At 58.9% G+C, this 12,108-nt stretch carries 12 protein-coding genes and 1 tRNA gene; 3 read left to right on the top strand and 10 right to left on the bottom strand.

Annotated features, from left to right (window positions below; genetic code table 11):
• Window positions 1–213 precede the first annotated feature (213 nt).
• Together cra and AC1DRN_RS03285 are read left to right on the top strand one after the other, a co-directional pair.
• Window positions 214–1,209, top strand: coding sequence for a catabolite repressor/activator (gene cra / locus AC1DRN_RS03290; RefSeq protein WP_223458615.1), 996 nt, complete (start codon window positions 214–216; stop codon window positions 1,207–1,209).
• Between the two features lie 3 nt (window positions 1,210–1,212).
• The gene (locus tag AC1DRN_RS03285) at window positions 1,213–1,989 is read left to right on the top strand and encodes a TatD family hydrolase (protein ID WP_223458613.1); all 777 of its coding nucleotides are present in this window, start codon (window positions 1,213–1,215) and stop codon (window positions 1,987–1,989) included.
• On the opposite strand, the gene AC1DRN_RS03280 is transcribed toward AC1DRN_RS03285, so the two are convergent.
• The 4 genes from AC1DRN_RS03280 to ampD form a co-directional block, all read right to left on the bottom strand.
• Window positions 1,990–2,379, bottom strand: a complete 390-nt coding sequence (locus tag AC1DRN_RS03280; protein ID WP_223458611.1) for a hypothetical protein — start codon at window positions 2,377–2,379, stop codon at window positions 1,990–1,992.
• Between the two features lie 157 nt (window positions 2,380–2,536).
• Window positions 2,537–3,241 (bottom strand): methyl-accepting chemotaxis protein, encoded by a 705-nt coding sequence (locus AC1DRN_RS03275; protein WP_411740699.1) that lies wholly within the window; start codon window positions 3,239–3,241, stop codon window positions 2,537–2,539.
• Window positions 3,242–4,764: 1,523 nt separating this feature from the next.
• Window positions 4,765–5,601, bottom strand: coding sequence for a regulatory signaling modulator protein AmpE (gene ampE / locus AC1DRN_RS03270; protein ID WP_223458607.1), 837 nt, complete (start codon window positions 5,599–5,601; stop codon window positions 4,765–4,767).
• Complete coding sequence (gene ampD / locus AC1DRN_RS03265; protein ID WP_218429220.1) at window positions 5,598–6,158, bottom strand: 1,6-anhydro-N-acetylmuramyl-L-alanine amidase AmpD; 561 nt, start codon at window positions 6,156–6,158, stop codon at window positions 5,598–5,600. The genes ampE and ampD overlap by 4 nt, the downstream gene beginning before the upstream one ends.
• A 252-nt stretch (window positions 6,159–6,410) precedes the next feature.
• On the opposite strand from ampD, the gene nadC reads away from it, so the two are divergent.
• Complete coding sequence (gene nadC / locus AC1DRN_RS03260) at window positions 6,411–7,259, top strand: carboxylating nicotinate-nucleotide diphosphorylase (protein WP_223458605.1); 849 nt, start codon at window positions 6,411–6,413, stop codon at window positions 7,257–7,259.
• Between the two features lie 129 nt (window positions 7,260–7,388).
• Here nadC and AC1DRN_RS03255 read toward each other — a convergent pair whose 3' ends face one another.
• The 6 genes from AC1DRN_RS03255 to rbfA form a co-directional block, all read right to left on the bottom strand.
• On the bottom strand, window positions 7,389–7,694 hold the full coding sequence (locus AC1DRN_RS03255) for a DUF6388 family protein (RefSeq protein WP_223458602.1): 306 nt from the start codon (window positions 7,692–7,694) through the stop codon (window positions 7,389–7,391).
• A gap of 132 nt (window positions 7,695–7,826) precedes the next feature.
• Window positions 7,827–7,902 (bottom strand) — tRNA-Thr (locus AC1DRN_RS03250).
• Between the two features lie 138 nt (window positions 7,903–8,040).
• Window positions 8,041–10,146 (bottom strand): polyribonucleotide nucleotidyltransferase, encoded by a 2,106-nt coding sequence (gene pnp, locus AC1DRN_RS03245; protein WP_223458600.1) that lies wholly within the window; start codon window positions 10,144–10,146, stop codon window positions 8,041–8,043.
• A gap of 206 nt (window positions 10,147–10,352) precedes the next feature.
• Window positions 10,353–10,622 carry a 30S ribosomal protein S15 gene (gene rpsO, locus AC1DRN_RS03240; protein WP_011332409.1) on the bottom strand — a complete coding sequence of 90 codons (270 nt, stop codon included), beginning with the start codon at window positions 10,620–10,622 and terminating at the stop codon, window positions 10,353–10,355.
• A gap of 142 nt (window positions 10,623–10,764) precedes the next feature.
• Complete coding sequence (gene truB / locus AC1DRN_RS03235; protein WP_108218143.1) at window positions 10,765–11,682, bottom strand: tRNA pseudouridine(55) synthase TruB; 918 nt, start codon at window positions 11,680–11,682, stop codon at window positions 10,765–10,767.
• 3 nt (window positions 11,683–11,685) lie between these two features.
• A complete protein-coding gene (gene rbfA, locus AC1DRN_RS03230; protein ID WP_007973108.1) occupies window positions 11,686–12,087 on the bottom strand; it encodes a 30S ribosome-binding factor RbfA in 402 nt (133 codons plus the stop codon).
• Window positions 12,088–12,108: the final 21 nt, after the last annotated feature.

The raw sequence follows: 12,108 nt of genomic DNA, 5'->3' as shown, positions 1-12,108 counted from the left end.
GCGGTTTCGCGGCAGAACCGGCCAAAGGCACCTATTAACGTAGAAAATACGCTTGCTGAATCGTTTAATCTAGAATGAATGGCACGTTACTCGATAATGTCCCATCCTTGAAGCCCAACTTGTCGGATGCGTTACGACAATGGTCGCCTGCCTGAATCGGTTAGGATTGACGAAAATGTCGAGGCAACCTCGAAAAAACAAGGAAACAGCGGGTTGAAACTCAGTGATATCGCCCAGTTGGCCGGTGTGTCCGTCACCACCGCCAGCTATGTCATCAATGGCAAGGCCGAACAACAACGCATCAGCAGCGCTACCGTCGAACGCGTGCGCGCGGTCGTCGAACTGCATGGCTTCACGCCTAACCCACAGGCCGCCGGTTTGCGCAGCCGACACACCCGCACATTGGGGTTCATTCTGCCGGATCTGGAAAACCCCAGTTACGCGCGAATCGCCAAATTGCTGGAGCAAGGCGCGCGGGCCCGGGGTTATCAGTTGCTGATCGCCAGCTCCGACGATGCACCGGACAGCGAACGGCAATTGCTGCAACTGTTCCGCGCCCGGCGCTGCGACGCACTGATCGTTGCCAGCTGCCTGCCGGCCGGCGACGACAGCTATCGCCAATTGCAGGCCAAGGGCATTCCGATCATCGCCATCGACCGGGTCATGGAACCCGAGCACTTCTGCTCGGTGATCAGCGACGATCGTGAGGCCAGCCTGCAACTGACCCGCAGCCTGCTGGAGCCGCTGCCCAGGCAGATCGCACTGATCGGCGCCCGCCCGGAGCTGAGCATCAGCCGGGAACGTGCCGCGGGCTTCAAAGAGGCCCTCACCGGATTCGACTGCGAGGTGCTGATCGAAGAAGGCGAGTCCTTCAGCCGCGAGTGCGGCAAACAATTGATGGAAGAGCTGCTGCAGCGCCTGGGCCATTTGCCCGAGGCCCTGGTGACCACATCCTACGTGCTGCTTCAGGGTGTGTTCGATGCGCTGCACGACTTCCCGCTGAAAAACCGTCCGCTGCGCCTCGGCACATTCGGTGACACCCAGTTGCTGGACTTCCTGCCGCTGCCGGTCAACGCCATGGCCCAGCAACACCAGTTGATCGCCGACAAGGCCCTTGCACTGGCCCTGGCGGCCATCGAACAGTCGGATTACCGGCCCGGCGTGCAAGCCATCGCGCGCACGTTCAAGCAGCGTATTCGCCAGGACTGAACCGTGGAGCTGATCGACACCCACACCCACCTGGATTTTCCGGACTTCGACGCCGACCGCCAGGCGCTGCTGGCCGAAAGCCGCGCCCTCGGGGTGCGGCGAATGGTGGTGCTGGGGGTTTATCAGGCCAATTGGCAGCGGGTCTGGGAGTTGGTGCAGAGTGATCCCGATCTGCACGCCGCGTTCGGATTGCACCCGGTGTACCTGGATGATCATCGACCGCAACACCTGAGCGAACTCGGTGACTGGCTGACTCGATTGGCCGGCCATCGGCAACTGTGTGCGGTAGGCGAGATCGGCCTGGACTACTTCATCGAAACCCTGGACCGCGACCGCCAGCAGGCGTTGTTCGAGGCGCAATTACAACTGGCGGTGGATTTCAATCTTCCGGCATTGATCCATGTGCGGCGCAGCCATGCGGCGGTGATTGCCACGCTCAAACGGTTTCGTTTGAAACGGGCCGGCATCATCCACGCCTTCGCCGGCAGCCAGGAAGAAGCGCGGGAATACATCAAGCTCGGTTTCAAGCTCGGCCTTGGTGGCGCCCCGACCTGGCCGCAGGCGCAGCGCATGCACCGAGTGCTCGGCGCACTGCCACTGGATTCGGTGGTGCTGGAAACCGACTCGCCGGACATGGCCCCTGCCATGTTCCCCGGCCAGCGCAACAGTCCGGCACACTTGCCGGCGATCTGCACGGCACTGGCGCAATGGATGGCAATCAGCCCGGAACGACTGGCGGCTGCCAGCACCGCCAACAGCTGCGAAGTGTTCGGCTGGTAATCAGTCGACGTGAGCCCTGGCGGCCTCCAGGATCAGCGTCAAGTGCTGGCGCCGGCGGAAATAACGGACCACCGCGAAGTACACGAATATGACGATCAGCGAAGCATTCAGCTGTTCGATGACGCTGAGCATCCCCAACCACTCCATCACCAACGCCACCAGCAAGGTGATGCAGACCATCATCCGCAGACTGGCGCGCAACAGCGAAAAAGAGTCGAGGGACTTGAAGCGCCTGATCTGCTCCGGACAACATAACTGAAGGTGTTTCTGGCAGTGGGCACAGGCAAACGCTTCATTGATCGCGATGGCGTTGAGCTGCCAGGGTTGAAGCAGCAATGTGCGCTGACAATGCGCACAGCGTCCCTGGACTCCTGATATTGCAACAGACATAACCAAGTTCCTCCATGAAGTAAGCCGCGTAACTCTTCCTTGATTGACATCCAAAATCCAGCGCACGGAAAGAATCAGGAGGACTCTCACCGGGAAAAGGAAAAAGTATTACGAAACCTTCCCACAGTACATCAAACCTGTGGGAGCGAGGAGACTTTCAAACCCTGAATGCACTGATCAACTGTTTCAACTCCATGACCTGGGCCGACAACGCCCGGCTGGCATCTTCGGTCTGATGTGCACCTTCAGCGGTACGCTCGCCGGCGCGATTGATCTCGACGATGTTCTGGTCGATGTCGTGAGCCACGGCGGTTTGCTGCTCCACGGCGGCGGCAATCTGCTGGTTCTGGTCGACGATCATGCCAACCGCGCCCAGGATGTTTTCCAGCGCCCGCTGGACCTTCTCCGACTGCCCCACCGTGCCGTTGGCCATTTCATGGCTGGTGCCCATGGCCTTGACCGCCGCGCCGACTCCGCCATGAAGCCTGGCAATCATCTGCTCGATTTCTTCGGTCGATTGCTGGGTTCGTTTGGCCAGGGTCCGGACTTCATCGGCTACCACGGCGAAACCACGGCCCTGCTCACCGGCCCGTGCGGCCTCGATGGCGGCATTGAGCGCCAGCAGATTGGTCTGCTCGGCGATGCTCTTGATCACTTCGAGCACGCGGCTGATGGACTGGCTGTCGCTGGCCAGTTGATTGATCACCAGCACCGACTGATCGATCTCGCTGGCCAGCGCGGCAATACTGCCTTGCTGCGACTCCACCAAGCCGCGACCACTGATGGTCTCATCGTTGACACTGTGGGCACTGCTCACCGCCGCCGCGGCACTGCGCGCCACCTCCTGGGAAGTGGCCGACATCTGGTTCATGGCCGTGGCCACTTGTTCGATTTGCGTGCGCTGCCCGGCGACGGCCTGGTTGCTTTGCGCGGAAACGTTTTCCACTTGCCCGGCCTGACGCTCGACTTCGCTGACGGTCTGCCCCACCCGCTCGATCAGGTCATGGATCTTCTTCACGGTGCCGTTGAACACCTCACCCAGCTCCCCCAGCTCATCGCGGCTGTGGGCGCTGAAGGTCACGGTCATGTCGCCGGCCGCCACCTTGTCCATCACCGCTCCGAGGCGCTTGAGCGTGGTACGGGTCGAGGCATAGAACGCGCCGTAGAGATAAAAGATCAGCACAAATACGACTGACAGCGCCACGGCCTGCAAAACCATGTGCGTGCGGTTCTGTTCCAGGCGTTGCTGCAACTGCGGGCCCAGATACTTCAGGGTTGCTTCGTTGAGTTGGTAGGTCTGGTCCATAAGGGCGCTGACCTGATCGTAAAAGCCCTGCCACGGCGCATCGAGGGTGTCGGCCATGACCACTTGTTCTTCGAACAGCTCGCTGGCTTTTTTCAGCGACGCCCGGCTGACCTCGGCCTGCGCAGCCAAAGTCTCGCGCGCAGCCTTGCTGGAACCCAGGGCATCCTGCAACTTCAGACCATATTCGCTCTGGAGTTTTTCAATCTGCGCCAGCAACTCATCGAAACGGGTACTCGAAGCCGAGTTGATAAAACCCTGCCCCAACGAATAGGACCCCATTGCCCGACCTTCCCCCAGGATCTGGGTGACACGTGGCGTTACGAGGGTGACGAGCTCGCTCAACTGGCGCATGTCGCTCTGGTTGTCGCGACTGAGGCCGGACTGGCTGGTGATGAGCTGGCTGAAAATCTGCGCGCTGCCGACCAGTTTGCCAATCAGGGCACTTTTGCTTTGCAGGGAGTTTTCCGTTTGCTGGGCCTTGAACGCGGCGATCATTTCATCGCGTTTGCCATCAAACACCGCGACCTGTTCCGGGTCGCTGGTCATCGCCGTCAGCCCTTGCAGGCGAGTCAGAATATTCTGCTCAAGGGTGCTGATTTTCGATTCGACATTGCCGGCCTTGCCGGACTGGCCGAGGCTGACATTGATCTGCACCAGGTTGTTCAGGGTTTCCAGATCGCGCCGCAGCGTCAGGCTACTGCCCAACAGGTCGAGACTTTGCAGTTCGATGCGCGTGCCCTGGAATTCTCGGTAGGAGTCACGTACCAGATAGAAGTTGGTCACCAGCATCGGCACCAGGAACAGTACGCTGATCAGGCTGAACTTCATGCCGAAGCTCAGGCGGTTCATCAGTGCGACAGCGGGATAGAGCAAGCTCTTCACTGGATGTCTCCCTTCAATTTCTTATTTTTTTTATTGGCGGGCGCAGACAGAAAGCAGATAGCCACTATTCGGCGCTATCTCTGTATAACTTAAATCGACAGGGGGTTTTGTAACTTAAGGTTAACGACAGGGCGAAGCACTTCGGACAAGTGATCGCCCTATGGCGAGGGGGTTTGCTCTGATTTCTGACGACAGCGCTAAGGCAAAACCGTCCACAACGCAAATCCGGCATACCAGAGCACCGCGGCACGCAGCAGCAGTTCCCAGATGCGGTCCAGGTTGTTGATACCTTCTGCGCCAGCCACCGGCGCCGGAATTTCACCGGCCACCAGCCCGACTTTCACGATCAATTGCGTGGCGCTGATGTTCCAGTTCAGTAGCTCATGCAGCATGACCCGGCTGACCGCGACAAAATTGCCGACCAATGCCAGGCTCGCCGCCAGCAGACGCACCGGCACCCAGTCGAAGGCGTGACGCAATTGCCCGGCGCGTTCGACCACCGCCGGGTTTTTCCCGTGTTCTTCGGCCAGCGCCAGCAACCGATAGCTCAGCGCCGCGACCGGCCCCAGCAGGAAGTACCAGAAAATCACCGCGAAAAAACTATGGTAGGCCTCCCACAGCAAATGCCCTTCGACCTGTTCCAGCAGTTGCTCGCCACTGTCGGCGCAAATGTCCAGATCGCGGTTGGCGACATGGGCCGCTGCTTGCAGGTCCTCCCGACGCCAGGCATCGCGGAACGGCCCGAGATCGCCCAGCAGATCACCGCGCCCCAGGCTGTAAATCACCACCAGCAAATGAATCGGCAACGCCAGCAACCCGTAGGCCACCGGCTCGATGACGACCAACAGCAAACCCAGCAACGCCACCGGCAACAAAACCAGTACCGACAACACCAGCCAGGGTCGGCCAGAAAGTCGCGGGCTGGCCTCAAGCTTGTTCAGCTCCTGTGTCCAGCCCCTGTCACGCTGAACCCGATGACGCAAGGCCGAGAACTTCTCGATCCACACCGCCAACAGCAACACCAGAAAACTCATCGTCCTTCCTCTTGTGCCAGGGCGGCACGATAGCGTGCCCAGTCGAACGCCGGCCCTGGATCGGTTTTGCGCCCCGGTGCAATGTCGCTGTGCCCGCAGATGCGCTCTGTGGTGATTGCCGTGAACGCCTGCTGCAACTGGCGGGTCAGGGCTGTCAACGCGCTGTATTGCGCGTCGGTGAACGGCAGATCATCCGTGCCTTCCAGTTCGATGCCCACGGAAAAATCGTTACAGGTTTCCCGTCCCTCGAAGCTCGAAACACCCGCATGCCACGCACGCTCAAGGCATGAAACGAACTGGGTGACGGTACCGTCACGCTCGATCAGAAAGTGCGCGGACACCCGCAAATCCGCGATCCCTTCAAAATAGGGATGTTCGGTGACATCCAGACGATTCTGGAAAAACTCCTGCACCTTGCCGGTGGCGAACTGCGCCGGTGGCAGGCTGATGTTGTGGATCACCAGCAGGGAAATTTCGCCTGTGGGGCGCGCATTGAAGTTGGGTGAGGGGCAGACATGCACACCCTGAATCCAACCGCTCGCGGGGTCCAACTGCATACCGATTCCTTCGACGTCGACTGTGTTGGCACAGTATGCCGCGATAATCCCCTGGGGCGCGATCACTTGCCGCGATTGAAGCGCTGGAGATTGCCGAACTCAAACAGGCGTTTGCTCGGCATCGACGGCCAACGCCGACTACGACAGGGATTCGACCAAATGCAGGCGCCAGCACCAATGTAACGCGCTGATGCCTTGGGTTGGTCGCTGCCATGGCCCTATAATCGAGCCACTTTGTTTGTGGAGTCCGTTATGCCGAATCTACGTCTCGCCGATCTGACCGCCGAAATCGAAGCCAACGTGCGCCGTGCGTTGCGTGAAGACATCGGCAGCGGCGACATCACCGCACAGTTGATCCCGGCCGAACGCCTGGCCAAAGCCACCATCATTACCCGCGACGCGGCCGTCATCAGCGGCACCGCCTGGGTGGATGCCGTGTTCCTGCAACTGGACCCACGGGTGGCGGTGCACTGGCAGGTTGCCGACGGTGAACGGGTGACGCCCAATCAGGTGCTGTTCCACCTCGAAGGCCCTGCGCGCTCACTGCTGACCGGCGAACGCAGCGCCCTGAACTTCCTGCAATTGCTCTCCGGCGTGGCGACCCGCGCGCAGTACCTGGCGGACTTCGTGGCCGAGACTCAGGTCAAGCTGCTCGACACCCGCAAAACACTGCCGGGGCTGCGCCTGGCGCAAAAGTACGCCGTGACCTGCGGCGGTTGCCATAACCACCGCATCGGCCTGTATGACGCCTTCCTGATCAAGGAAAACCACATCGCCGCCAGTGGCGGCATCGCGCAGGCCATCGCCGCCGCGCACAAGATCGCTCCGGGAAAACCGGTCGAGATTGAAGTGGAAAGCCTGGATGAACTGAAAGAAGCGCTGACGGCCGGTGCCGACATCATCATGCTCGACGAACTGAGCCTGGACGACATGCGCGAAGCCGTGCGCCTGAATGCCGGCAAGGCCAAACTGGAGGCCAGCGGCGGGATCAACGAAAGTACGTTGCTACCGATTGCACAGACCGGGGTGGATTACATTTCGATCGGTGCGATGACCAAGGATGTGAAGGCGGTCGATCTGTCGATGCGACTGAGTCTCTGATCCCACGTGTGAATTGCCAAAACTGTAGGAGCGAGCTTGCTCGCGATGCACCTGAGAGCGCCACGTTTAACCAGTAAACACGCGCTATCGTTAACGACCATCGCGAGCAAGCTCGCTCCTACATGATTGTCAGACCACCAGATTGTTCATCTCGCAGTACTCTTCCCACCCGACACCCAACACCTCGGCAGCTTCTTTATGCAGCTTCAGGCGTTCTGCTTCGTACTCTTCCGGCGTTGAGGTGTACTTGAGCGTCAGCTCCCACGGCTGCAGGCCCTGGGCTTCGGCTTCATCCTCGAACGCCCACTGAATCTGGTCCTTCTGATCATCGGCACTCAGGTCCTTGATCTCGTCCATTAGTTCGTGGTTATCAAGCACGTACTTCTTCAGCGCTTCTTCGTGTCTGGCTTCTTGGGTCAATTCTTTTATTGTCATGGCGTTCTCGTTGATCTGGGGAATGGAAGATGGATCTGGATCATCAAGGATCTCTCTGACGCAAAAAACCGTATGAAGCGCGGTTTGTCTGGCCTTCAGAACCATTCGGGATCATCTGAAAACAAGTCTTGCTGGTGCCCGAGACAGGAATCGAACCTGCGACCTTCGCGTTACGAGTGCGCTGCTCTACCGGCTGAGCTACACGGGCGGTGGGCTAAACCTAGCACTGACTTCAGGGGCAGGCAACTTCCGGAACGTCTCAATTTCCTGCAGACAAAAAAATGCCCCACCGTTTTCACGGCGGGGCATTTTTTATAACGTTGAAGCGGTCAGGCGTGGGGCGTGATTAAACGCCCGAAGCCTTGGCTGCTGCCACGTCTTTGATGGAAAGCTTGATACGGCCGCGGTTGTCCACGTCCAGTACCAGTACTTCCACTTCCTGGCCTTCTTTCAGGATGTCGGTCACTTTCTCGACGCGAGCATCGCTCAGCATGGAGATGTGAACCAGACCGTCCTTGCCTGGCAGAATATTGACGAATGCGCCGAAGTCGACGATGCGTTCAACCTTGCCAACGTAGATCTTGCCGATCTCGGCTTCAGCGGTGATGCCCAGAACGCGCTGACGTGCCGCTTCAGCCGCTTCCTTGGTTTCACCGAAGATCTTGATCGAACCGTCGTCTTCGATGTCGATCGAAGCCTTGGTTTCTTCACAGATCGCACGAATGGTCGCGCCGCCTTTACCGATGACATCACGGATTTTGTCGGTGTCGATTTTCATCGCGATCATGGTCGGAGCGTTGGCCGACAGTTCGGTACGCGACTGGCCGATGATCTGGTTCATCTGGCCGAGGATGTTCAGGCGCGCTTCCAGGGCTTGGCCCAGAGCGATCTCCATGATTTCTTCGGTGATGCCCTTGATCTTGATGTCCATCTGCAGCGCAGTGACGCCTTTGGCGGTACCGGCTACCTTGAAGTCCATGTCGCCCAGGTGGTCTTCGTCACCCAGGATGTCGGTCAGGACGGCGAATTTCTCGCCTTCTTTAACCAGACCCATGGCGATACCGGCGACCGGCGCCTTCATCGGCACACCGGCGTCCATCAGGGCCAGGGAAGCGCCGCAAACGGAAGCCATCGAGCTCGAACCGTTGGATTCGGTGATTTCCGAAACCACGCGGATGGTGTACGGGAACACGTCAGCGGCAGGCAGCATGGCCGAAACCGAACGACGGGCCAGACGGCCGTGACCGATTTCGCGACGACCAGCGCCACCCATGCGACCACACTCGCCTACCGAGAACGGAGGGAAGTTGTAGTGCAGCATGAACGGGTCTTTCTTCTCGCCTTCCAGGGTATCGAGCAGCTGTGCATCACGGGCAGTACCCAGCGTTGCGACTACCAGAGCCTGGGTTTCGCCACGGGTGAACAGAGCCGAACCGTGGGTTTTTGGCAGAACACCAACTTCGATGTTCAACGGACGTACAGTCTTGGTGTCGCGACCGTCGATACGTGGCTTGCCGTTGACGATGTTTTCGCGAACGGTACGGTATTCGATTTCGCCGAAAGCCGCTTTGACTTCGCTGGAAGAAGGCTGGCCTTCTTCACCGGACAGCTTGGCAACGACCTGGTCTTTCAACTCGCCCAGGCGAGCGTAACGGTCGGCCTTGACGGTGATGGTGTAGGCCTGGGAGATCGCTTCGCCGAACTCGGCACGGATAGCGGCCAGCAGTTCGGTGGCTTCTGGCGCAGGAGCCCAGGTCCAGGTTGGCTTGGCAGCTTCGGCGGCCAGTTCTTTAACGGCGTTGATCACAACCTGGAACTCGTCGTGAGCAAACAGTACCGCGCCCAGCATCTGGTCTTCGGTCAGCTCTTTGGCTTCCGATTCAACCATCAGTACGGCGTCCGAAGTACCGGCAACGACCATGTCCAGGCTGGAAGCTGCCTGTTGCTCGTAAGTCGGGTTCAGCAGGTAGCCGGTGCTTTCGTGGAAGGCAACGCGGGCAGCGCCGATCGGGCCATCAAAAGGAATGCCGGAGATAGCCAGGGCAGCCGAGGTACCGATCATCGCAGCGATGTCCGGATCGGTCTTCTTGCTGGTGGAAACGACGGTGCAGACGACCTGCACTTCGTTCATGAAGCCTTCCGGGAACAGCGGACGGATCGGACGGTCGATCAGTCGGGAAGTCAGGGTTTCTTTCTCGGAAGGACGGCCTTCGCGCTTGAAGAAACCGCCAGGGATCTTGCCGGCAGCGTAAGTCTTTTCCTGGTAGTGAACAGACAGAGGGAAGAAGCCCTTGCCTGGATCGGCTTGTTTTGCACCGACTACGGTCACCAATACGCTGACGTCGTCGTCAACGGTGACCAATACTGCGCCGGAGGCCTGACGGGCGATACGGCCAGTCTCGAGGGTAACGGTCGACTGACCGAACTGGAATTTTTTGATTACCGGGTTCACGGTGTCCTACCTTCTTTGTGGCTCTTGGGGGAACTGGTTTCTTGCGAAATTCTTGGGCAACGCCGGGAGTCGGCCCGACTGGATTGTCCAGGTGTTACTCGGGTAAAGCAGGTATCCAGATAAAACTTGAGGCTGGGAGCCTGCCATGCGCCGGCGGGAAACCCACTGACGTACGACAGACAACCAACCTCTAGCGCAATCGCTTATTAGCGACGCAGACCCAGGCGAGCGATCAGAGCGCTGTAACGGCTCACGTCCTTGCCTTTCAGGTAGTCCAGCAGCTTACGACGCTGGTTAACCATGCGGATCAGACCACGACGGGAGTGGTGGTCTTTACCGTTGGCCTTGAAGTGACCTTGCAGTTTGTTGATGTTGGCGGTCAGCAGTGCAACTTGCACTTCTGGCGAACCAGTGTCACCAACAGCTTGCTGGTAGTCAGCTACGATTTGAGCTTTTTCTTGAACGTCGAGAGCCATGAGGCAATCCTTTTATCAGGAAACCGTTTCAGAAAAACAGTTTCAACAGGCCAGGGACAAATCCCTGTATCTAAAAATGAGTAGTGACCGTGCCTGTTGACAGCCACCCTCGCCAGCCTGCTGTTACACAGACTGGTTTCGGTCACTCTGACCGAATCAAACGACGCGGCGCGATGCGCCCGTCTTCGCTCACTTCACCGATACCGATGAAGCGACCATTGTGATCCTGTACCCGCACCATGCCGAACTTCGGAGCATCCGGGGCACGTACCGGCTGGCCGTTGAGCCAGTAGAACGCGCTCGCTTCCGAGAACTGCAACAGTGGCCAATCCAGCAGGCCGCTGTCCGATGGCATCAGGAAGCGATCGACCGCTTCGTTGCCGCCTTCGGCATGTACTGCTTCCAGCTCTTCGAGGGTAACCGTCTGCGCCAGGGTGAATGGCCCGGCCTGGGTACGTCGCAGTTCTGCAACGTAAGCGCCACAACCGAGTTGCTCACCAATATCCTCCACCAGGGTGCGGATATAGGTGCCTTTAGTGCAATCCACCGCCAGCCGCGCAGTATCACCTTCGAAGGCCAGCAATTCCAAGCGCGTAATAGTAACAGAACGCGGTTCGCGCTCCACTACTTCGCCTGCACGAGCCAACTTGTACAGCGGCTGGCCATCACGCTTGAGCGCCGAGTACATCGGCGGTATCTGACTGATTTGCCCACGAAATTTCGGCAGTACAGCCTCGATATCGGTGCGACCAACGGTCACCGGGCGCTCCTGCAAAACCTCACCTTCGGCATCCGCCGTGGTGGTGGTCTTGCCCAGTTGCGCCAGGGTTTCATAACCCTTGTCGGAATCGAGCAGGTATTGCGAGAACTTGGTCGCCTCACCAAAACACAGCGGCAACACGCCGGTGGCCAGGGGATCGAGACTGCCGGTATGACCTGCCTTTTCGGCGTTCAGCAACCAGCGAACCTTCTGCAAGGCCGCGTTGGAGGTGAACCCCAGCGGCTTGTCGAGCAGGATGATGCCGCTGACGTTACGACGGATACGTTTGACCTGAGCCACCGATTACTCCTTGGTGTCTTCGGCTTCTGCCGCAACCGGATGCTGATTGTCTTCAGCCACTGCGCGCTCGATCAGGGCCGACAGATGCGCACCGCGTACGACGCTTTCGTCGTAGTGGAAGTGCAACTGAGGAACGCTACGCAGCTTCATCTCGCGAGCCAACTGCATGCGCAGGAAACCGGCGGCAGAGTTCAGCACCTTGATGCTTTGGGCAATTTCTTCAGCGCTGTCCTGGCCCATCACGGTGATGAAAATCTTGGCGTGACCGACGTCACGGCTGACTTCCACCGCGGTAATGGTGACCAGGCCGACGCGCGGGTCTTTGACTTCACGACGGATCAGTTGTGCCAGCTCGCGCTGCATCTGATCGCCGATACGTTGGGTACGGCTATATTCTTTTGCCATGTCTTGTTACCTGTAACTGCC

The organism is Pseudomonas sp. P5_B3, from assembly GCF_056400405.1.
This window is presented reverse-complemented; position numbering and strand designations above follow the sequence as displayed.

Excerpts from the sequence above, each read along its gene's own strand:
- AC1DRN_RS03280 (WP_223458611.1), bottom strand. The coding sequence starts at position 2,379 with ATGTCTGTTGCAATATCAGGAGTCCAGGGACGCTGTGCGCATTGTCAG.
- AC1DRN_RS03275 (WP_411740699.1), bottom strand. The coding sequence starts at position 3,241 with ATGTCGGCCACTTCCCAGGAGGTGGCGCGCAGTGCCGCGGCGGCGGTG.
- ampE (WP_223458607.1), bottom strand. The coding sequence starts at position 5,601 with ATGAGTTTTCTGGTGTTGCTGTTGGCGGTGTGGATCGAGAAGTTCTCG.
- ampD (WP_218429220.1), bottom strand. The coding sequence starts at position 6,158 with ATGCAGTTGGACCCCGCGAGCGGTTGGATTCAGGGTGTGCATGTCTGC.
- nadC (WP_223458605.1), top strand. The coding sequence starts at position 6,411 with ATGCCGAATCTACGTCTCGCCGATCTGACCGCCGAAATCGAAGCCAAC.
- AC1DRN_RS03255 (WP_223458602.1), bottom strand. The coding sequence starts at position 7,694 with ATGACAATAAAAGAATTGACCCAAGAAGCCAGACACGAAGAAGCGCTG.
- rpsO (WP_011332409.1), bottom strand. The coding sequence starts at position 10,622 with ATGGCTCTCGACGTTCAAGAAAAAGCTCAAATCGTAGCTGACTACCAG.
- rbfA (WP_007973108.1), bottom strand. The coding sequence starts at position 12,087 with ATGGCAAAAGAATATAGCCGTACCCAACGTATCGGCGATCAGATGCAG.